This is a genomic window from Oceanobacillus manasiensis, assembly GCF_000724085.1.
In the GTDB taxonomy this organism is placed as follows: Bacteria; Bacillota; Bacilli; order Bacillales; family Amphibacillaceae; genus Oceanobacillus_B; species Oceanobacillus_B manasiensis.
This window is the reverse complement of sequence record NZ_CCDL010000002.1, coordinates 71,193-92,991: the sequence shown is the minus strand read 5'-3', so window position 1 is coordinate 92,991 and position 21,799 is coordinate 71,193. Positions and strand designations below refer to the sequence as shown.

16 protein-coding genes are annotated in these 21,799 nt (G+C 38.0%); 1 reads left to right on the top strand and 15 read right to left on the bottom strand.

Annotated elements, in window-relative coordinates:
* Positions 1-3: 3 nt before the first annotated feature.
* From polA to citZ, 7 genes are all read right to left on the bottom strand, one after another.
* Positions 4-2,643: a DNA polymerase I gene (gene polA / locus BN985_RS09595; RefSeq protein WP_042223256.1), complete on the bottom strand. Its 2,640-nt coding sequence runs from the start codon at positions 2,641-2,643 to the stop codon at positions 4-6.
* 161 nt (positions 2,644-2,804) lie between these two features.
* Positions 2,805-4,181, bottom strand: a complete 1,377-nt coding sequence (gene pnpS / locus BN985_RS09590) for a two-component system histidine kinase PnpS (protein WP_042223255.1) — start codon at positions 4,179-4,181, stop codon at positions 2,805-2,807.
* Positions 4,178-4,873: a response regulator transcription factor gene (locus BN985_RS09585; RefSeq protein WP_042223254.1), complete on the bottom strand. Its 696-nt coding sequence runs from the start codon at positions 4,871-4,873 to the stop codon at positions 4,178-4,180. Before BN985_RS09585 ends, pnpS begins: the two co-directional genes overlap by 4 nt.
* 382 nt (positions 4,874-5,255) lie before the next feature.
* Complete coding sequence (locus BN985_RS09580) at positions 5,256-5,732, bottom strand: MaoC/PaaZ C-terminal domain-containing protein (RefSeq protein WP_042223253.1); 477 nt, start codon at positions 5,730-5,732, stop codon at positions 5,256-5,258.
* A 199-nt stretch (positions 5,733-5,931) separates the two neighbouring features.
* Positions 5,932-6,870, bottom strand: coding sequence for a malate dehydrogenase (gene mdh / locus BN985_RS09575; RefSeq protein WP_042223252.1), 939 nt, complete (start codon positions 6,868-6,870; stop codon positions 5,932-5,934).
* Positions 6,871-7,150: 280 nt separating this feature from the next.
* A complete protein-coding gene (gene icd, locus BN985_RS09570; RefSeq protein WP_042223251.1) occupies positions 7,151-8,422 on the bottom strand; it encodes an NADP-dependent isocitrate dehydrogenase in 1,272 nt (423 codons plus the stop codon).
* A gap of 74 nt (positions 8,423-8,496) precedes the next feature.
* A complete protein-coding gene (gene citZ / locus BN985_RS09565; protein ID WP_042223250.1) occupies positions 8,497-9,612 on the bottom strand; it encodes a citrate synthase in 1,116 nt (371 codons plus the stop codon).
* Positions 9,613-9,875: 263 nt separating this feature from the next.
* On the opposite strand from citZ, the gene ytvI reads away from it, so the two are divergent.
* Positions 9,876-10,985 carry a sporulation integral membrane protein YtvI gene (gene ytvI, locus BN985_RS09560; protein ID WP_042223249.1) on the top strand — a complete coding sequence of 370 codons (1,110 nt, stop codon included), beginning with the start codon at positions 9,876-9,878 and terminating at the stop codon, positions 10,983-10,985.
* A gap of 11 nt (positions 10,986-10,996) precedes the next feature.
* Here ytvI and BN985_RS09555 read toward each other — a convergent pair whose 3' ends face one another.
* The 8 genes from BN985_RS09555 to dnaE all read right to left on the bottom strand — a co-directional run bounded on the left by BN985_RS09555 (position 10,997) and on the right by dnaE (position 21,728).
* Complete coding sequence (locus BN985_RS09555; RefSeq protein WP_042223248.1) at positions 10,997-11,383, bottom strand: FxsA family protein; 387 nt, start codon at positions 11,381-11,383, stop codon at positions 10,997-10,999.
* 132 nt (positions 11,384-11,515) lie between these two features.
* A complete protein-coding gene (gene pyk, locus BN985_RS09550) occupies positions 11,516-13,279 on the bottom strand; it encodes a pyruvate kinase (protein ID WP_042223247.1) in 1,764 nt (587 codons plus the stop codon).
* A gap of 22 nt (positions 13,280-13,301) precedes the next feature.
* Positions 13,302-14,261 (bottom strand): 6-phosphofructokinase, encoded by a 960-nt coding sequence (gene pfkA, locus BN985_RS09545; RefSeq protein ID WP_042223246.1) that lies wholly within the window; start codon positions 14,259-14,261, stop codon positions 13,302-13,304.
* 174 nt (positions 14,262-14,435) lie between these two features.
* A complete protein-coding gene (gene accA / locus BN985_RS09540) occupies positions 14,436-15,392 on the bottom strand; it encodes an acetyl-CoA carboxylase carboxyl transferase subunit alpha (RefSeq protein WP_042223245.1) in 957 nt (318 codons plus the stop codon).
* Entirely contained in the window at positions 15,389-16,249 is an 861-nt protein-coding gene (gene accD, locus BN985_RS09535) for an acetyl-CoA carboxylase, carboxyltransferase subunit beta (RefSeq protein ID WP_042224053.1), read from the bottom strand. The genes accA and accD overlap by 4 nt, the downstream gene beginning before the upstream one ends.
* Positions 16,250-16,374: 125 nt before the next feature.
* Positions 16,375-17,019, bottom strand: coding sequence for a FadR/GntR family transcriptional regulator (locus BN985_RS09530; protein WP_232225581.1), 645 nt, complete (start codon positions 17,017-17,019; stop codon positions 16,375-16,377).
* Positions 17,020-17,031: 12 nt separating this feature from the next.
* On the bottom strand, positions 17,032-18,270 hold the full coding sequence (locus tag BN985_RS09525; protein ID WP_042223244.1) for an NAD(P)-dependent malic enzyme: 1,239 nt from the start codon (positions 18,268-18,270) through the stop codon (positions 17,032-17,034).
* Positions 18,271-18,374: 104 nt separating this feature from the next.
* Positions 18,375-21,728: a DNA polymerase III subunit alpha gene (gene dnaE / locus BN985_RS09520; protein WP_042223243.1), complete on the bottom strand. Its 3,354-nt coding sequence runs from the start codon at positions 21,726-21,728 to the stop codon at positions 18,375-18,377.
* Positions 21,729-21,799: the final 71 nt, after the last annotated feature.

The following is a 21,799-nucleotide window of genomic DNA, read 5'->3' as shown; positions in this document are numbered from 1 at the left end:
TCCTTATTTCGCATCAAACCAGCTGGAACCGTACGCATAATCTACTTTTAAAGGTACATTAAGATCCACAGTATTTTCCATCATTTCTGGTACTACTTCTTTTAACTTTTCTAATTCTTCTTTTGGAGCTTCAATAATTAATTCATCATGAACCTGCAAAAGGACTCGAGCCTGTAATTTTTCTTCTTTAAGCTTCTCGTGTAAATCAATCATTGCTTTTTTAATAATATCTGCTGCACTTCCCTGGATAGGTGTATTCATTGCTGTCCTCTCTGCAAAGCTACGCAAATTAAAGTTCCTGCTTGTAATATCTGGTAGATACCTTCTCCGCTTCATTAATGTCGTGACATAGCCTTGATGTTTTGCTTCTTGAACAATTTCTTCCATATAAGCTTTTACTCCAGGATAACTTTCCAGGTAGCGTTCAATAAATTGTTTTGCTTCCTTTCGAGTGATACCTAAGCTTTGTGATAAGCCAAAATCACTTATTCCATATACTATTCCAAAGTTTACTGCCTTGGCTTGGCGGCGCATATTACTTGTTACGCTATCTTTGTCAACATGAAAAACTTCCATAGCTGTTTGAGTATGAATATCGGTGTCCTCTTTAAAGGCAGCAACTAATTTTTCATCATTTGCTATATGGGCTAGTACACGTAATTCAATTTGAGAATAATCGGCCGCAAACATGATCCAATCTTCTTTAGAAGGGATGAAAGCTTCTCTAATTTTCCTCCCCTCTTCTAGTCTGATCGGGATGTTTTGTAAATTTGGATCAATAGAACTTAATCGTCCTGTCTGTGTTAGTGCCTGATTAAAACGTGTATGGATTTTATTTGTATCTTTGTTTACTACTTTCAATAACCCTTCGATATAAGTTGACTGGAGTTTACCTAACTGACGGTATAGCAATAACTTCGGTATAATTTCATGTTCCTGCTCTAATTTTTCTAATACATCTGCAGCAGTTGAATACCCTGTCTTTGTTTTTTTCACTACAGGTAATTGTAGTTTTTCAAACAAAATAGGACCCAATTGCTTTGGTGAATTTACGTTAAAAGTTTCACCCGCAAGTTCATGGATTTCTCTTTCTAAATCGGCTAGCCTAGCTTTTAAATCAACACCCATTTCTTCTAATCGCTCAACGTCTACTTCTACCCCATAATGCTCCATTTCACCAAGAATTAAAGCTAGTGGCATTTCAAGTTCGGTACATAATTCCTTTTGTTCATTATCTATTAGTTGTTGATTCATTTTATCCGTTAATTCGAATAACGCTTTTGTTTTACGAACAACATGTTCTGCCAGGATAGGCTGTTCCGGGATTTTTTGTTTCGCGCCTTTACCATATACTTCTTCATCAAATAGTACGACCTGTTTCCCCATTCTATTTGCGATCGCCGGAATATCGTGATTATTATCTGATGGGTTTAGTAAATATGATGCAAGAAGCATATCGAATGTGATGCCTTTCATGTGTATGCCATTTCTAAGAAGTGTAACTAATGTTTTTTTCGCGTCAAACACAGATTTCTTTTTACTACTGTCCTCCAACCAAGCTTTAAATGCTTCTGACTTAACGGCAATTTCTGTTGGAATAAAATATGCCCTTTCCTGATTTACTACACCAAAACCTTCAATGGCTGTTTGATGGTAATTTTCACCAAGTGTCTCCACGACGATCGCTTCATCCCCTAAAAACATCGCCTGTTCCACTTCTTCTATAACTTGAAATTCAATGTCCTGTAATTCACTTTCTGCAGGTTCCTTCGCTGGTACATCACCTTCAAGCTTGTCCAGTAATGACTGAAAACCTAATTCCTTGAATATTCCACTGACGTCACTTGGCTGATAACCGTTAAACACAATATCTTCTACCTTAACTGTTATCGGTGATGTGCGATTAATTGTCACAAGCTCTTTACTCATAAATGCTTCATCTTTGTATGTAATTAGCTTTTCTTGAAGTTTTTTTCCACTTACCTCATCGACATTTTCATACAGTGCCTCCAAGGTATGGTATTGCTTCAGCAACTTGGTAGCTGTTTTTTGACCTACACCTGGGACCCCTGGAATGTTATCAGAACTATCACCCATGAGTGCTTTCAAATCAATAATCTGATCCTGGCTTAACTCCATTTTCTCTTTTAAGAAGCTTGGATTATACTCTTCTACGTCACTTATCCCTTTTCTTGTCAAGCGGACAGTTACCGAATCGGAAACCAACTGAAGCAAGTCTTTATCTCCTGAGATAACGGTGACATCCCATTTATTTTCTTCAGCCGTTTTGGAAAGCGTACCTATAATATCGTCTGCCTCATAATTTTCCAGCTGGTAATGTGGTATGTGGAAGGCATCCAGTACTTCTTTCAAAAGAGGGAATTGTTCAGATAGCTCAGAAGGTGTTTTCTGACGACCACCTTTATATTCCTTATAGGTTTTATGACGAAAAGTGGTCTTCCCAGCATCAAATGCAACCAGCATATGGGTTGGTTTCTCTTCTTCTAATATCCTTAGTAACATTGTTGTAAATCCATATACGGCATTTGTATAAACACCTTTGTCATTGTTTAGTAAGGGAAGTGCAAAGAAAGCACGATATATAATACTATTTCCATCTATTAAAACAAGCTTTTCAGACATCGTAATAATCCTCCATTCCTGAATCTTCATTATGTCTATAGTATCATTCTCTTCGGTGAAAGTGAAAAAATATACAGGATAGTCTTATATGAAATAAAAGGATGACCCTTTATCAATAAAGGTCATCCTCTTTCTTCAGGTATAATTTTTTATATCGTTCATCAATCGAACAATTCTTTTTTAAATATTACAGAAACGGTTGTTCCTTTATTCAAATCACTAGTAATTCGAATATCACCTCTGTGGACTTCAACTATATGCTTTACTATAGCTAGCCCAAGGCCGGTGCCCCCAGTGTTTCTGCTCCTCGCCTTGTCAACACGGTAAAACCGTTCAAATATACGTGGTAATGCCTCTTGTGCGATACCGATACCTGTATCCCTTACTTCAATGATAACTTCTTCCTCTGTATCTATACCTTTGATCCAAATTTGACCGTTTACTGGTGTATAGTTTATCGCATTATCTATTAGGTTAATAATAACTTGTTTTAACCTTTCCTTATCCGCTTTTAAGATGGCATTTTCACTAATATCGAGAGATAAGGAGAGTTGTTTCTTATCTAACTTATGCTTCATTAATATGGCAACTTCCCCGATAATTTGCCTCAAATTGATTTCAGATAATACAAGCTGAAAATCTTCCTTCTCCAAGCGAGATAACACAAGAAGATCTTCAATTAATAATTGCAATCGCTCACTCTCATTATAAATAATACCGAGGAATTCCTTACTGGCTTCCTTATCATCTATTGTTCCATCCAGCAGTGTTTCCGCGAATCCTTTAATGGATGTGATAGGTGTTTTCAGTTCATGCGATACATTGGCAACGAAGTCCTTACGCATTAACTCCAGTTTTTTCATTTCAGTAATATCATAGATTACTAACACAGCACCTTTAAGTATCCCTTTTTCATTGAAAATCGGAGCTCCAACAACCTCTAAATAGATTTTTTCAATACCTTTATAACGGGTAAATGCTTCTTTAACATTTTTTTCATATAAAAATGTCTTTTGTACTGTTTCATGAATAATTTCATTTTCTAAGATATCATAATAAAGGTGTCCTTTATAGTCCTTAGGCACCCCACCAAAAATGTTAATAAATTTACGATTTACAAAGTGGATGTACCCTTTTGCATCAATAAGAACTAGGCCACTTTGCGTGTTATCAATTACAGTTGATAATTGCTCTGATTGCATTTTCTCGTGTCTAGCAAATTCCCCAATATTTCGGGCAAGAGAATTTATTTTTGCACTTAACACACCAATTATATCGTCGCTCGGATAATGGAATCTTGCTCGATAATTTCCCTTGACTATTTCTTCGACAGTTCGTGTCGCTTTCTTTATTGGACGTATGTACCTTTCATAAAGATGCAGTAGAAATAATGTAAGTATAATAAACTGGGTAAGCAGGACAGAACCTAAAACCAATATGTTATCCACAATCTGATACAGGACAAGTCCTGTAGCGAAAACCACAAGAAAAATGCCAAATAAATAAGTAGCTAGTGGTTTCTTAAATAGTGCCTTCATGTAACAGGCTCCTCCAATTTATATCCAAGACCTCGAACTGTTTTAATATATTTTGGCTTTTTGGTATCAGGTTCAATTTTATCTCGCAAATGCGATACATGAACATCTACTATTCTTGTATCTCCAACAAAGTCATAGTCCCATACACCACTTAATAGTTGATCACGTGAAATTACCTTTCCTTTATTGTTAGCCAAATAATGGAGCAATTCAAATTCTTTCCTTGTAAAAGTAATTATTTTATCCCCAATTTCCGCTTCATAGCGCTCAGGATAGACAATTAGTTCCCCAACCTTCAAAGAAGAGTAGTTTGTTTTGCTCTCCTTTTTTGACCGTCTTAGTATAGCTTTCATTCTAGCAATAACTTCTTTGGGACTAAATGGCTTTGTTAAATAATCATCCGCGCCCAGCTCCAGTCCAAGTACTTTATCGAATTCTTCATCTTTGGCAGTTAACATTAAAATAGGTGTGTCAATTTTGTTATTACGTAGATACTTACATACTTCCATACCATCCATTTCAGGTAGCATGAGATCAAGAATAATTAGATCATAATCGTTAGCTTCCGCCTTTTTAATCGCTTCCGCCCCATCATATGCCACATCTGTCTGAAATCCCGCTTTCTCAATATTGAAATTGAGAAGTGTCACAATAGACTTCTCATCATCTACAATCAAAATATTTTGCTTCATTATAAATCCCCATTTCTCTAGAGAATATCGTGAATTTTACGATTTGATCATGTTTGATCTATTCTCATCTTACAATGAATAAGCGACAAAGTGAATATATTAAAGTCTTTGTTAATTAAAATTTACAAAAAAATTTAAATTATAGCCTTTTTTATGAAAGTATTTTGTTGTTTCTTGAGGAGGGAAATATCTCTTAGATAGCGAGACATATTTGTAATACTTAGAGAAAGTTAAGGTTATAGAGCCTCGCTAGTCTATTGGTTCTTCATAGAGACATGCAATTAAATGAATCCCAGTTTTTATAGTAACTTTAACAGCAACTAACTAAAAAAGCCGAACAATTCAGAAGAAAATGTTCGACCTTACTATTTATATATATTTATTAAAAAAAGTTCTCGAGCGATGTAGCAGTCAAAGAATTAGGCTTATAGGGTGGACAAACTTGTAACTTTCCAACGATAACCGTATCTCCATCCATATCATACCCTGTTACGTTAATGGAAACAGTATGATCCCTTTCATCTATAGCTATTACTTCTAAGTTAAATCTCACTTCTGACTGATGCAAAACAGGCTTTGGAAAAGTCATCTCATGCTGTGTAATATGACTACCTGGTCCAGGAAGGTGCATAGACACAATTGAGGATATCATTCCAAAAAGTAATACGGATGGAACAACTGGTGCTTTATATGGAGTCTGTGAGGCATAATCGTGTTGTATATATAATGGGTTGGCATCATTTGTTAACCCAAGATAGAGCAACAATTCTTTATCTTCAATTACTTTGATTGCTTGGTACGTTTCCCCAATTTTAATATCTTTCATCATCATCCCTAACTTTCTTTTCTTCCCTAACATTGCAACCACCTCCGATTTGTAAGCGCTTTCTATTATATCAAACCTTAGCTGATTTCGCCAGACTAAATGAACAAAGAGCCTACAAAGAAAACATGAAATGACTCAAACATTTGATAGCCTTTAATCGGATTGTGTTTAGTCATCTAAAAAACCCTTCCCAGCTATATAGTATATAACACAGGGGAAGGGTTTTAAGTTTCTATTCTAAAATACTAAGGACATTTTTAACTGAATCTGCTGATTTATCAAGCTCAGCTCTTTCTTCATCCGTCAAATCAAGTTCAATTATTTCTTCGATACCTTTTCCACCGAGAACAGTCGGCACTCCTAAGTAAATGTCGTTATATCCATATTCCCCTTCTAAGTAAGCGATAGATGGAATGACCCGACGCTGATCCTTAAGAATAGCTTCTGCCATAACTGTAAGGGAAGCAGCAGGAGCGTAATAAGCACTTCCATTACCCAGAAGACCTACAATTTCTCCCCCACCTTTGCGCGTACGTTCTACAATAGCATCAAGGCGTTCTTTGGAAATAAGCTTTTCTAATGGAATTCCTCCTGCATAGGAATAACGGATTAATGGAACCATGTCATCACCATGTCCTCCTAATACAAAGCCTGTTACGTCTTTAACAGAAAGGTTTAATTCTTGTGCAACGAAGGTACGGAAACGAGCAGTATCCAATACACCTGATTGGCCAATAACACGCTCTTTAGGTAAGCCAGATTCTTTAAAGACTGTATACGTCATAGCGTCAACAGGGTTTGTTAATACAACAATGTAAGTGTCAGGTGAATATTTAACTACTTCCTTTGCAACGGTCTTCATGATTTTAGCATTTGTATTAACTAAATCGTCACGGCTCATGCCTGGCTTTCTTGCGATACCTGCCGTAATAATGACAAGATCAGAATCTTTTGTCTCCTCATAGTTAGATGTTCCAATAATATTCGCATCGAAGCCTTGCACTGGGCTCGCCTCAAGCATATCCAACGCTTTCCCTTTTGTTGGATCCTCCATATCTGGAATATCTACGAGTACGACATCTCCCAATTCTTTTTGTGCTAGCATTAAAGCAGTTGTTGCTCCAGTGAATCCTGACCCGATTACTGATACTTTACTTCTTTTTATAGCCATTATAACGTCCCCTTTTACAATATTTGCAGTGAGGGCCGGACAAAAGTATTTACGCAAAAGATAAATCCGAAAGAATGAACTTTGAAAAACCGCTTCAGAAATATACTCCGCTTTCCATGGGCGGCTGGTGAGCCTCCGGATGCTTCGCATTCCGGGGTCTCGCCTAGGCCTTCCTCCCATAGGAGTCTCCGTATATTTCTTACGCTTATTCTAGCTATCATCCGTCTTTTGGCTAAAACTTTTTGTTATGTCCCGACCTCAGAGATTCTATAGCTTATATTTAGTCCATATTCTTAATAAGTTCTTGACCAAACTCAGAACATTTTACTTCAGTTGCTCCGTCCATAAGTCGAGCAAAATCGTATGTTACTACCTTTGAAGCAATTGTTTTGTCCATAGCCTTCGTGATCAAGTCAGCTGCTTCTCTCCACTCTAAGTGTTCAAGCATCAATACAGCTGATAGAATTACAGAAGACGGATTTACTTTGTCCAGTCCTGCATATTTAGGTGCTGTACCATGAGTAGCTTCAAAAATGGCATGCCCTGTATCGTAATTAATGTTTGCTCCTGGTGCAATACCAATTCCACCAACCTGTGCTGCAAGGGCATCTGAAATATAGTCACCATTTAGATTCATTGTAGCTACAACATCAAATTCTTTCGGTCTCGTTAAAATCTGTTGTAAGAAAATGTCGGCAATGGAATCCTTAACCAAGATTTTGCCTGATGCTAAAGCTTCGTCTTGTGCTTTATTGGCAGCGTCTTTCCCGTCTTTTTCAACAATACGATCATATTCGGCCCAAGTGAAGACCTTATCACCGTATTCTTCTTCTGCCACTTCATATCCCCATGCTTTAAAAGCACCTTCAGTAAATTTCATAATGTTACCTTTATGTACTAAAGTAACACTCTTACGTCCTTCATTCAGAGCATATTCAATACTTGAACGTACCAGACGTTTAGTACCCTCTTCAGATACTGGCTTTACACCAATACCAGATGTTTCAGGGAAGCGAATGTTGCTTACATTCATTTCGTTTTTAAGGAATTCAATAACCTTTTTAACATCATCCGAACCTTTTTGCCATTCGATCCCTGCATAGATATCTTCTGTATTTTCACGGAAGATTACCATATCTACATCTTCTGGTCGTTTAACTGGTGATGGAACACCTTCAAAATAACGTACAGGACGCAGGCATGTGAATAAGTCAAGTTCTTGACGTAATGCAACGTTTAATGATCGAATACCACCACCAATTGGTGTAGTAAGCGGTCCCTTAATTGCAATTTTGTATTCATTAATTTTATCAAGTGTATCCTTTGGTAGCCATTCCCCTGTCTGGTCGAATGCTTTTTGACCTGCTAGCACTTCCAACCATTCGATCTTTTTAGTGCCATTGTAAGCCTTCTCAACAGCAGCCTCAATTACACTACTCGCTGAAGCCCAAATATCTGGTCCTGTACCATCACCTTCAATAAATGGAATTACCGGAACGTCAGGTACATTCATATTGCCGTTTTCAACTGTGATTTTTGTTCCTTGTGTCATTGTAATAAACCTCCTGTATCATTTATCAAATCTAGTATAACGTATTCCCTAGTATATGTGTCTAGCTATCTTGTCTATCTTTCTTCAATTGGTACGTATTTTGGTGATCTTGGTCCATTATAGTCAGCACGTGGACGGATCAGTCGGTTATTTGAATATTGCTCAAGAATATGTGCAAGCCATCCTGATGTACGACTCACAGCAAAGATTGGTGTGAATAGATCATGGTCGATTCCCAAGCTATGGTAAACACTAGCAGAATAGAAATCTACATTTGCAGGGAGACCTTTTTGCTCTTTAATATATTCTTCAATCTCGAGTGACATATTGTACCATTTGGATTGTCCTGTAAGCTCTGTAAGCTGTCTGGACATTTCCCTCAAGTATTTTGCACGTGGGTCGCCATCACGGTATACACGGTGCCCCATGCCCATGATTTTTTCTTTGTTATCTAACATCCGTTTAATGTAAGGGATCGCATTTTCTTCTTCGCCAATCTCTGTAAGCATTTGCATTACTCGTTCATTGGCACCACCATGCAATGGCCCTTTTAATGCGCCAATTGCTGCCGTAATACCTGAATATACGTCAGATAATGTCGCAACACATACTCTGGCTGTAAAGGTGGAGGCATTAAGCTCATGATCTGCGTGAAGAACTAACGCTTTATTTATCGCTTCAACCTCAATAGCTTCCGGTTCCTTGCCATTTAGCATATATAAAATATTTTCAGCATAATTATAGTCATGCTTAGGCTGGACTGGCTCCTTACCCTGACGAATTCTTGCGAAAGCAGTTACAATTGTTGATATCTTTGCTTGAATTCGCAATGCCTTCCGCTTATTGGCCTCTTCGTCCATTACATCTGCCTCTTCATCATACAATCCTAGTAGAGAAATTGCTGTACGTAATGCAGCCATCGGATGAACAGTAGATAGGTCATAGGAACGTAAATGTGATATAACTGCATCTGGTAATGTCATGTTTTCTGCTATTTCTGACTTAAAAGCATCCAACTCTGACTTATTAGGTAGTTTTTGATTCCATAGTAGATAAATAACTTCTTCAAAGCTAGAGTTTTCTGCCAAATCATCGATTTTGTAACCAACATAAGTTAGTTGATCATCAATGATGGAGCTTATGGAAGATTGTGTTGCTACAACGCCTTCAAGCCCTTTCGTTGTTGTCATTGAAAACCTCTCCTTTTTCTATTAATTGTTCCAATCATTAGGACCATTTATTATCGACAATATTTTCATAGTGTAAATATTGTCATCCCCAAGGCTAATTATAAAGTATTTCGAATGTAATGTGAATTGAAACCGATTAAATTACAGATTAAATTTAAAAAAAGTTAATATTTTCCTTACAATTACACCTACTAATTACTTCTAATTCATCGGATATTCGCATAAATTTAAGTATGTATTATTTTATTGAATGGGGTCGTTTTATGTACAAGCAGCTTCCTTATCAACTAATGCGCTTCTTTATTGTCATCATACTTTGTACGGTTCTTCTCTTGATCTTTCATTATGCAGCAAAATTCATCTACCCACTTATCATTGCAGTTGCATTATCGCTAGGTATGCATCCTGCAGTGACTTTTTTACAGAAGCGATTTAAATTCCCACGTGTTATAGCAACATTAACTGTCCTTGTTGCTGGTTTTCTTACGTTTATAAGCTTCATCTTTTTTTTAGTAAATGAAATCGTACATGGGGTCATATCCATTGCAGATAAAATTCCTGGCTATTTCTCTAAGGGCACAGAGGTATTGGACAACCTTACCACAACCTATCTTTTACCCTTTTATCAAAAATTAGCTTCTTTACTTCATACCTTAGACGAGGAGCAACAAATTACTATCAGAGAAAAAATTACAGATTTCGCTAATAATATAGCAGTAGCTGCTGCAGAGTTTCTGCAACAGCTACTATTAACTATACCCGCTTTTATAAGTACGCTTCCAAATTCAGTTACGATTATAATATTCATTGTCTTCGCTGCCTATATTATAACGAATGACTGGGATACGTTGAGAATCAAAGTAAAGTCTATTCTTCCAAACCGTTTCAATGATTCAGGGAAACAGATTATGATACAACTTAAAAAAGCGACTGTAGGATATATAAAAGCACAAATTACGCTTATATTTATAACATTTGTGATTATACTTATTGGCCTTATCATACTTCAAGTTGATCATCCACTAACCATTGCTTTCTTGGCAGCATGTGTTGATCTTTTGCCATATGTGGGGACCGGAATTTTGTTTATTCCTTGGATTTTATACTTATATATGACAGGGAACTTCCCACTGACAATCGGATTAATTATCATTTATATGATAATAGTTATTTTAAGGCAGATTCTAGAGCCAAAAGTACTGGCTACAAGCATTGGTTTACACCCACTTGCAGCACTCATTATCTTATTTGTTGGTGTACAAATGCTAGGTATGCTTGGGTTCCTAATAGCACCCATACTTTTAATTCTAGTAAATGCTTTTTACAAAGCTGAAATTCCTCAAAGGATATGGCACTTTATTTTAAAAGGGTAAAGTTTCACTTATCATTTTCGATAGATAATCGTATTATTACTCATCATCTTACTTATCAATTTGCCTATATAAGTCTTAAAAGGAGCTCTTGTAAATGGAATAACAAGGATAAAACCACCGATATCCGTAACAAAACCAGGCGTGAACAGGAAAATCCCACCAATCAAGATACAAATACCATCAATAATATAAGAGGTTGGGGCTGCTCCATTTCTCATGGAGATCTGGGCTTTCTTCCAAGTTTCCACACCCTGTTGTTTTGCGAGAGAAACCCCAATAATACCAGTAAGGATAATCAAAAGCGCAACCCACCATGGACCAATCATCCCACCTACCCAAATAAACACACCTATTTCCACCCCGGATAACAGGAGCATGCTGAGTAATAACCAACGCATGTCATTCCCTCCCTTATTGTAATATAAAAGCGTAGAGCGCCTATTTTTGGGCGCTCTACCAACATATTGTAGAATCAAATACCTTTTGACATATGAAAAAAAGAAGGTAATCCCTTCTTTTTTCCTAATGAATTAAAGGACTCTTGTATGTCCTTTATAGATATCTCCTTTTGTACCATCAACAGTAATAACTTGTCCGTCTGAAACAAAATCAAAGACATCTTTCACACCTACGATTACCGGAATTCCAAGGCTTAATCCTACGACTGCAGCATGTGAGGTTAGGCCTCCTTCTTCTGTTACAATCGCACCGGCTTTTTCAATTGCTGGCATCATCTCTCTATCTGTGCCATATGTTACAAGAATGTCTCCATCCTCCACCTTATCAATGGCTTCTTGAGAGCTTTTTGCATGAACAGCTTTTCCGTGAGCACTGCGTTTTCCAATGCCCTGTCCTTTTGCAATAACATCTCCAATTACATGTACTTTCAACAGATTCGTAGTACCACTTTGTCCTACTGGAACACCTGCTGTAATTATCACTCTGCTACCATGCTCTACAACGCCTGTTTCCAAACCTTTTTCAATAGCAATGTCTAACATTTCATCTGTAGAATTCGCTTTTTCGCCAGGTACAGCATGTACTCCCCACACAAGGGAAAGTTGTCGTTTAACACGATCTGCAAAGGTTACTGCAACAATTGGTGCTTGAGGACGGTATTTAGAAATCATTCTTGCAGTATGTCCACTCTCAGTTGGTGTAATAATTGCACTTACAGACAAATTCATTGCTGTATGTGTTACAGATTGACTAATTGCATCTGTAATCGTCATATCAACATGTTTGGAGCGATCTTTCAAGATGGTTTCATGGTTTAGTGCTGTCTCAGCTTTCACTGCAATATTGCTCATGGTTTGAACAGATTCTACAGGATAAATTCCAGCAGCTGTTTCTCCAGATAGCATAATCGCATCACTACCGTCAAAAATAGCATTTGCTACGTCAGAAGCTTCTGCTCTTGTTGGACGAGGATTACGTTGCATGGAATCAAGCATTTGTGTTGCAGTAATAACCGGTTTACCAGCTGTGTTACACTTTTTAATTAATTGCTTTTGAACAAGGGGTACATCTTCAGGAGGTATCTCCACACCTAAATCACCACGAGCGACCATAAGACCGTCACTCACTTCTAGGATGCTATCAATATTATCAACACCCTCTTGGTTTTCAATTTTAGGGATTATTTGAATATGTGCGGCATCATGTTTATCAAGTAACTCTTTAATCTCTAAAATATCAGATGGACGACGAACAAAAGATGCTGCAATGAAATCTACATCTTGCTCAATACCAAATGTAATATCACTGGCATCCTTATCCGTAATACCTGGTAAATTCACAGATACATTTGGAACATTGACACCTTTTTTATTTTTGATAGTTCCTGAATTTAACGCTACTGTTTTAAGCTCGTTATTTTCATGATCAACACTTAAAACTTCCAATTCAATTAGCCCATCATCTAATAAGATTTTAGAGCCTTCGTTCACATCATTAACCAGACCACTGTATGTAACAGAGAATCTTTCTGCAGTGCCTTCAAGCTCTTCGTTCATGGACACATATACTTCTTTTCCTTGTACTAGCTCTGCTTCGCCATCGCGGAATTTTCCTGTACGGATCTCTGGGCCTTTTGTATCTAATAAAATCGCTACTGTTTTACCTGTGTTTTCAGCAGCCTGTCTTATATTTTTAATTCGTGCACCATGTTCTTCAAAATCTCCATGGGAAAAATTAAGTCTCGCTACATTCATTCCAGACTCAATTAATTGCTCTAGCTTATCAATAGACTCAGAAGCTGGTCCTATCGTACAAACGATTTTTGTATTTCTCATTCTACTTACCTCCTAATGTTCCTTATATAGATAATTCTTTGGAAAGCTGATACATGTCTTTATCAATGGTGTGTGGCTGTGATAGAATTTCCAAAATATCGTGGTTAACCAATTTATTATTTTGGATACCTACCATACGCCCAGCTTCCCCTTTGAGAAGTAAATCAACTGCATAGCCACCAAGTCTGCTTGCCAGTACTCGATCAGAAGCAGTAGGCGATCCTCCACGTTGTATATATCCTAGTACAGTTACCCTTGTTTCCAAATCTGTGGTTTCTTCAATTTTTTTCCCGTAATCGAAGCCACTGCCTACACCTTCCGCAAGGACGATAATACTATGCTTCTTACCACGCTCATGTCCACGTTTTAATCGTTCAATTACTTCATTGAAATCGTCTTTTATTTCGGGGATAAGGATGCTCTCTGCACCATCAGCAAGACCTGCCCATAACGCAAGGTCCCCCGCGTCTCTACCCATAACTTCAATTATATACGTTCTTTTATGAGAAGTAGCCGTGTCCCGCACCTTATCAATCGCTTCGATGATTGTGTTTAGTGCTGTATCAAAACCAATTGTAAAATCAGTTCCAGAAATATCGTTATCTATTGTACCTGGTATACCAATACAAGGATATCCTTTTTCTGTTAACTTCTGGGCACCTCGGAAGCTTCCATCTCCACCAATGATGATTAATCCTTCAATACCAAACTTTTTAAGTTGCTCAATGCCTTTTTGTTGGCCAGCATCTGTTTTAAATTCTTCACTTCTTGCTGAATAAATAATAGTGCCTCCGCGGTGAATAATATCTCCTACAGAGCCAATCTCCATTTTTTCAATATTACCTTCCATTAAACCTTGATAACCATACTTTATACCGTACACTTCAATATCATGGTAAATGGCTTTTCTAACGACAGCTCGAATTGCCGCGTTCATTCCAGGAGCATCTCCACCACTTGTCAATACACCTATTCTCTTCATTTTTGTGCCACCTCTGTCCTTACTGCTAATTATTCCTTCACTATCAAAGATAATGGGAAAAAGGAAAAATAGCAATTAATTATACTGATTCCACTTTGTTGATGAAAACAATCAGAGGTTGACTTCAAAGTCAACCTCTTTCAAGTATTATCATAATCTAAGACAAATTTAAGCTCACAATGTTGCAAAGTCTCCAATTTGCTTATACTTTTCCCAGCGCTTTTCTAATAGCTCTTCTGGTGTGTGATCTTTTAATACTCTAAGCGATTCCTCAATGATGTGGTCCATGTAGACAGCTTGCTGATCTACATCTCTATGCGCCCCACCTTTTGGTTCTGGAATTATATTATCAATAACTCCTAGTTGTTTCAAATCATAAGAGGTAATTTTCATTGTCTCAGCAGCTTTTTGTGCTAATCCCGAGTCTTTCCACAAAAGTGCGGCTGCTCCTTCCGGGGAGATCACAGAATATGTAGAATTTTCCAGCATGTGGATGTGGTCACCTACCCCAAGAGCGAGTGCTCCGCCGCTTCCTCCTTCACCTATTACAATACAGATAATAGGCACTTTTAGGCCTGCCATCTCCATTAGGTTTCTGGCAATTGCTTCACTTTGTCCCCGTTCCTCTGCAGCTTTCCCTGGATAAGCTCCTTTTGTATCGATAAAACAGATAACTGGACGGTTGAATTTCTCTGCTTGCTTCATGTGCCGCAATGCTTTTCTATAACCTTCAGGATGTGGCATACCAAAATTACGTCTTATATTTTCTTTGGTGTCTTTCCCCCGTTGATGGCCAATGACCGTTACTGGACGATCCTTGTAATAGGCGATACCTGCAACAATTGCTTCGTCATCACCAAATAAACGGTCACCATGAAATTCAATAAAATTACTGAATAGTTTCTCGATATATTCTAATGTAGTAGGCCTGTCCTGATGACGTGCCATCTGAACACGCTGCCATGGTTTAAGATTTCCATAAATATCATCTTCAAGAACGGACAATCTTTTTTCCAAGGTGTTTATTTCTTCTGTTAAATCAATCTCACTATCTTTCGTGAAATTTTTTAACTCCGCAATTTTTTCTTTCAAGTTAACAATTGGTTTTTCAAATTCCATTACTTGCTTCATGAAATTTCGCCGCCTTCCTTATGCATGTCAAGTAGCGTTGTGAATAAAGCTTTCATCTCATGGCGATGAACCACTTTATCCAATTGGCCATGCTTTAATTGGAATTCAGCCGTTTGAAAGTCATCAGGTAATTTCTCCCGAATTGTTTGTTCAATAATTCTTCTTCCGGCAAATCCAATGAGTGCGCCTGGTTCAGCAAAGTTATAGTCTCCGAGTGAAGCAAAGCTAGCCGAAACTCCACCTGTTGTTGGGTGTGTCATAACAGAGATCATTAAACCACCAGCATCACTAAAACGCTTGATTGCTATAGATGTTTTCGTCATTTGCATTAGACTAAGAACACCTTCTTGCATTCTAGCCCCGCCAGAAGCAGTAAATATGATAAAAGGTAAGGATTGTTCTCTAGCATTTTCAATTGCTCTTGCAATCTTTTCGCCAATGACGGAGCCCATACTTCCCATGCGAAAACTTGAATCCATTACAGCTACTGCAACAGCTTGGTCCTCTATAAATCCTTTACCTGTTATAATCCCTTCGTTCAACCCAGTTTTCAGGCGGTCTTGTTCCATTTTTTCTTCATAGCCTGGGAATTGTAAAGGATTACTCGTAATTAAATCTTTGTCCCATTCCTCAAAAGAATCCATATTAAAAAGACACTCTATTCTATCCCATGCCAATAACGTGTGATGATGACCGCAGTTAGGACAAACATTTAAGTTTTTCTTCATTTCCTTGCGGTAAAAAATTTTGTGACACCCATCGCATTTTTGCATTAAACCTTCCGGCACATCTGTTTTTGCCTGGTGATTTGGAATGGTCGCATATTTCTTTCGCTTGCCAAAAAGATCTTTAAGCAAGGTAACTCCTCCTTTTTCTACACCACTTGGCATCATACCTTTATTCCTGTCAAGTGCTAGTGCCGAGCTTGCTCAGCTTTATGAACGTCTTTATTAAAATTATAAAAATGAATAGTAAATATAAATTATTCCATTTGATCGTCTACTATTGCGAATGAATCAAATAATGGTTCGATTAACTGGTAATTCTTCGTAGAATACAGCTGTACTAGCTCTATGTAAAAAACTTTGTTGTAGTAAAGCTTGTTAATCGTATGGGAGAACTCTTCCATTAGTTGCCAAACCCTAGCCAATAATAGATTTTCCGATTTTGCAAATAAATATTTAAAGAAAGCGACATGTCGATCAGTCGGTCCCATCAGTGAATCGTGAAGTAGATGCTCCAGCTTGTCCAAATCCTGACCGTCTATCCGGCTAAATGCTAGCTTTGCCGCTTCCTTTTCAAGTATTTTCTTGGCAAGAAACAAGTCCTTCCTTGTTCTGGCTTCTTTTAAAATGAACGACGATAATAGCTCAACTGTTTCATAAGGGCGATAAGTGCTGAGAAACGTACCTTCTCCCCTTCTTGTTTCTATAAGGCCAAGCAATTCCATCGCTCGCAATGCTTCTCTTACGGAGGATCTGCCTGCTTGCAGTGTATCAGCGAGCTCTCTTTCTGAAGGAAGTTTATCCCCGGGCATTAAGTGTTGGTGATCAATGTATTGACGTATCTTCTGTAAAACGCCCTGGTATACCTTTTGCTTCGATGACATAACCACTGAGCTGCCCACTCCTTCTACCACCTATTTATTATCTATTTGCGTTAGCCTTCTTGTTTTCTCTGCAATTTCCTCTGGATCTACATCAATTCTGGAAACCCCTGATTCCATTGCTGCCTTGGCAACTGTTTTTGCAACAATTGGTGCAACACGGGAATCAAACGGAGCAGGGATCACGTAATCCTCATTGAGCTCATCGTCTGAAATCAACGAAGCAATCGCGTTTGCTGCTGCTACCTTCATGCGCTCATTAATTCTGGTCGCACGAACGTCTAAAGCCCCGCGGAAAATCCCTGGAAATGCCAATACATTATTCACCTGGTTTGGAAAGTCAGAACGGCCTGTACCGATAACCCTTGCACCAGCTGCTTTAGCATCTTCTGGCATGATTTCTGGTTCTGGGTTAGCCATGGCAAAAATGATAGCATCATCATTCATTTTACTTACCATTTCTTTAGACAAGGCTCCTCCAACAGAAACGCCGATAAAGACATCTGCATCTTCCAGCATTTCTTCCAAACTGCCTTCTTTTTTATCTTGATTAGTAAAGGTCGCGACACGTTCTTTAATGTCATTCATACCATAGGAACGCCCTTCAAATATAGCACCACGCGAATCACACATAACCATATTACGAACGCCGAAGTTATATAAAAGTTTAATAATTGCAATCCCAGCAGCACCTGCCCCGTTGGCAACAACTTTAATATCAGAAAAGCTTTTTCCAACTAGTTTTAGTGCATTAATTAATCCAGCAACTGTAACAATTGCTGTTCCGTGCTGGTCATCATGAAAAATAGGTATGTTCGTTTCCTTTTTTAGTCGATCTTCAATAATAAAACAATTCGGTGCGGCGATATCCTCAAGATTAACTCCGCCAAAGGTTGGTTCCATTAATTTTACAGTCTGAACAATTTCTTCTACATCCTGTGTCGCCAGGCAAATAGGAAATGAATCGACTCCTGCAAAGCTTTTAAAAAGGACTGATTTCCCTTCCATAACCGGCAATGCAGCTTCTGGTCCAATATTTCCTAATCCTAATACAGCAGATCCGTCACTGACTACTGCCACCATGTTCCCTTTCATTGTGTAATCATAGACTGTTTCCTTGCGATCGTAAATTTCTTTACAAGGTTCAGCTACACCTGGAGAATAGGCCAAACTAAGTTCCTCTGCATTTGTAACAGGTACCTTAGACTGGGTAGTTAGCTTTCCTTTATTCACTTTGTGCATGTGCAATGCTTCGTCTCTTAAGCTTGCCATATTAGATTATCGCTCCTTTATTTGCAGTAGAAATCGCCGTAAAGTGGTCAGACCACCCTTAACCATTACATTATAACAGATGGTTAAGCTCTGTAAAGTATAGTTTATTTTGCTTGTTTATCCAGTACAACATTTTCCTCACCGAAATATTGCTTTAAAGCTTTTAAGCATTTATACGAAGGCTCAATAAAGTATTCACTGTCTAGCTTATATGACCTTTTTTGCTTTTGCCTGTACACAATAATGGGAACTGCACCAGGATGCTCCACTACAATTTCGCGAATTGCATGAAGATCTTTCTCATTTTCCTCACCTGTAGTCCTAATAAATAGTCTCTCGTGATTTTTAACGTTCTGTAAGGTTATTTCATCAAAGGAAGTTAAACTGCTTAATAATAATTGCTTCGTACCGTTACGTTCCTCCACTTTTCCTTTAACCGTAACCATACTTTCTTCCTCCATCAACTTTCTACTATTTCTGTATAGCTCTGGGAACGCCACTGCATCTATGTCCCCCGTTTCATCATTCAGTGTAAGGAATGCCATATTTTCACCACGCTTGGTGCGTATTGTTTTAATGCTTTGAATCATAACTGTACTCTGTATTTCCTTTTTTGCTTCTATAGAAAATGCCGCAGATATAGACAATTGTCCATTTTCTCTAAGTAACTCTCGGTATGTATGTAATGGATGACTGGATACATAAATTCCGAGAAGTTCCCTTTCATCTGACAATTTTTTCAGGGGGCTGAAGTCCTCTATTTCGACATAATCTGCCTCTAGTTCTATCTTATCCTGAAATAAACTTGGCTGGTCTTGAAACTCCTTAAACAATTCGCCTTGATCAAGTGCACGGTCAATAGATGCTAAAAGACTGGCTCTGTTTGGCTTTGTCTCATCGAATGTCCCCGCCATAATTAGTAATTCTATAGTCTTTCTGTTCACTACCTTTTGAGATACACGTAGACAGAAATCAAAGAGGTCTTTAAAAGGAGCCTCTTTCCTAACACGAATAATCTCTTGTACTACTTGATTACCTACTCCTTTAATCGAAGAAAGCCCCATCCGTATATCAGAACCTTCCACGGAAAAGCGACCAAAGCTGGAGTTAATGGAGGGTGCTGCAAGACTTATTCCCAAATCTTTAATTTCTTGTATATACTGGTGCATTTTTTCCTGCTGATTGGCAACAGAACTTAACAATTCCGTGAAGAAAGCTGCAGGATAGTGTGCCTTTAAATAAGCAAGTTGGTAGGATATTATACTATAGGCTACGGCATGACTGCGATTAAACCCATAATTCGCAAATCGGACGATCCAGGTGAAAATTTCCTCACCAATGGCCCCATCATACCCATTTTGCACACAGCCTCGTACAAATATCTGTCTTTGCTCTTGTAAAACATGTTCTTGCTTTTTACTTATAGCACGACGTAGAATATCCGCCTCACCTAGGGACATGCCAGCAATTCTATTTGCAATCTGCATGATTTGTTCTTGATAGACGAGTACACCATACGTGTTTGACAGTATGGGCTCCAAGTCTGGGTGTGGATAACTAATTGAATCTATGTCATTCTTTCTTTTAATATACGTTGGAATATATTCCATTGGACCTGGACGATAAAGAGCATTTACTGCCACTATGTCTTCAAAAGAAGTAGGCTGCAAATTATGCAATACTTGCTGCATGCCCTGTGATTCAAGCTGAAAGACGCCATTCGTTTTTCCTTGTCTTAATAAAGCGAATGTCTTTTCGTCACCATGTTCCAAGTTATGAACATCAACCTGCTTTTTATAAGAATAGCGAATATTGCGAGTAACTCGCTCGATCAAGGACAAATTTCTTAAGCCTAGTAAATCTATTTTAAGTAAGCCTAACTCCTCAAGCTCATTCATCGGAAACTGTGTGAGCATTATATCGCCTGTACCTGACCTTAAGGGAATATGTTCTACAAGGGCTTGTTCACTTATGACTACCCCCGCAGCATGTGTCGATACATGGCGAGGCAATCCCTCTAATCTTGCAGCTATAGAAAATAGTGTTTTCAAAGTAGGCGATTGTTTTATATAGGAAACAAGTTCAGTTGATTGCTTTACAAGTTCTGGAATGGGCAGCTTGGATTGCAACGGAATGTGTTTTAATAGATATGCAGAATCCTGCTGATCTATTTCCATTGTCTTCATCACTTCTCTTAAGGCTGATCTTGCTCCAAACGTTCCAAAGATAATAATTTGAGCTACATGGTCTTCCCCGTATTTATCCCTTATATATTCCATGACTTCATCTCTTCTTGTATCGGAGAAGTCTATATCTATATCTGGCATTGTTTGTCTTTCAGGGTTTAAAAACCTCTCAAATAAGAGGTTATATTTAATAGGGTCTACATCTATAATCCCAAGTAAATAGGCAACTAGAGAACCTGCTGCCGATCCCCTGCCCGGACCAACCATAATTCCATTTACTTTTGCATATTCAATGAAGTCAGCCACAATTAAAAAATAATCATTAAATCCCATATTTGCGATAATCCGTAATTCTTCTTCCAACCGAGTTTTGACTTCTTCGGTTACCGGGTTATATTTCTTAGGCAAATTCTCAAAACATACCGTTTTTAAATATGTTTCTGCGTCTGTACTGGACGGAAGTGGAAAGGACGGCAATAATCGCTTCCCAAATTGTATGGTTACATTACATTTTTCAACAATCTTCTTCGTTTCAAGTAAAGCCTCTGGCCAAACAGATTGAAAGGTGTTAGCTATTTCCTCAGAGGATTTGAGATGTCTCTCTAAAGGATCAGAACCATGCTGACTGACTTCCCAGCTATCTCCACTTTTCATGGACTGCAAGCAATCAAATACGGTATCATCCTTTGCATTCAGGTATCGTACGTCATGTAATGCTGTGACACTTAACCCATATTGTTTCTGCAGCTCCTGAAGAATTTCCATGCTTGGAATATCTCTTTCCTGGATTCCTAAATAAAAGTCACCCTTTTCAACAAGACCTTCCCACTTTTTTATGTAGGTTTGTAATTGATCAACCGTATCTGTTTCCATCCGTGTTCTAAAGGTAGAGTTGGTAAGTGTGAATATCGCAACCACATCTTCTACTAAATGACGTAAGGTTGCCACATCAATTGTTTCTCGTTCCTCTTGCTGAAGCCAAGTACTTATTTTTATGAGTGCTTGATAGCCTGTATTATTTTTTGCTAGCAAAATACATTGCTCTTGGTTACGTTCTTCATCTTCTATTTGGATAATCATGCCAATAATCGGCTTTATCCCTTTCTTCTTACATTCTTTATAAAAAGGAATGACCCCATACAGCGCATTTTCATCCGTTAATGCAAGTGCATCAAATTTTAATTCATTCGCTTTCTTTACGAGCTTTTCAATCGTGATGGTGCTATTAAAAAAACTATATCCACTTCTTACTTGCAAATGGGTATATGACATAGTATCCCGCCTTCTATTCTTTCATTCCTATTATAACAATCTATATAGAACATGCATACGTAAATGTTGAT

Bases quoted from the DNA above. Each gene is read 5' to 3' on its own strand.
- polA (WP_042223256.1), bottom strand. From the start codon at position 2,643: ATGTCTGAAAAGCTTGTTTTAATAGATGGAAATAGTATTATATATCGT.
- pnpS (WP_042223255.1), bottom strand. From the start codon at position 4,181: ATGAAGGCACTATTTAAGAAACCACTAGCTACTTATTTATTTGGCATT.
- BN985_RS09585 (WP_042223254.1), bottom strand. From the start codon at position 4,873: ATGAAGCAAAATATTTTGATTGTAGATGATGAGAAGTCTATTGTGACA.
- BN985_RS09580 (WP_042223253.1), bottom strand. From the start codon at position 5,732: ATGTTAGGGAAGAAAAGAAAGTTAGGGATGATGATGAAAGATATTAAA.
- mdh (WP_042223252.1), bottom strand. From the start codon at position 6,870: ATGGCTATAAAAAGAAGTAAAGTATCAGTAATCGGGTCAGGATTCACT.
- icd (WP_042223251.1), bottom strand. From the start codon at position 8,422: ATGACACAAGGAACAAAAATCACAGTTGAAAACGGCAATATGAATGTA.
- citZ (WP_042223250.1), bottom strand. From the start codon at position 9,612: ATGACAACAACGAAAGGGCTTGAAGGCGTTGTAGCAACACAATCTTCC.
- ytvI (WP_042223249.1), top strand. From the start codon at position 9,876: ATGTACAAGCAGCTTCCTTATCAACTAATGCGCTTCTTTATTGTCATC.
- BN985_RS09555 (WP_042223248.1), bottom strand. From the start codon at position 11,383: ATGCGTTGGTTATTACTCAGCATGCTCCTGTTATCCGGGGTGGAAATA.
- pyk (WP_042223247.1), bottom strand. From the start codon at position 13,279: ATGAGAAATACAAAAATCGTTTGTACGATAGGACCAGCTTCTGAGTCT.
- pfkA (WP_042223246.1), bottom strand. From the start codon at position 14,261: ATGAAGAGAATAGGTGTATTGACAAGTGGTGGAGATGCTCCTGGAATG.
- accA (WP_042223245.1), bottom strand. From the start codon at position 15,392: ATGAAGCAAGTAATGGAATTTGAAAAACCAATTGTTAACTTGAAAGAA.
- BN985_RS09525 (WP_042223244.1), bottom strand. From the start codon at position 18,270: ATGGCAAGCTTAAGAGACGAAGCATTGCACATGCACAAAGTGAATAAA.
- dnaE (WP_042223243.1), bottom strand. From the start codon at position 21,728: ATGTCATATACCCATTTGCAAGTAAGAAGTGGATATAGTTTTTTTAAT.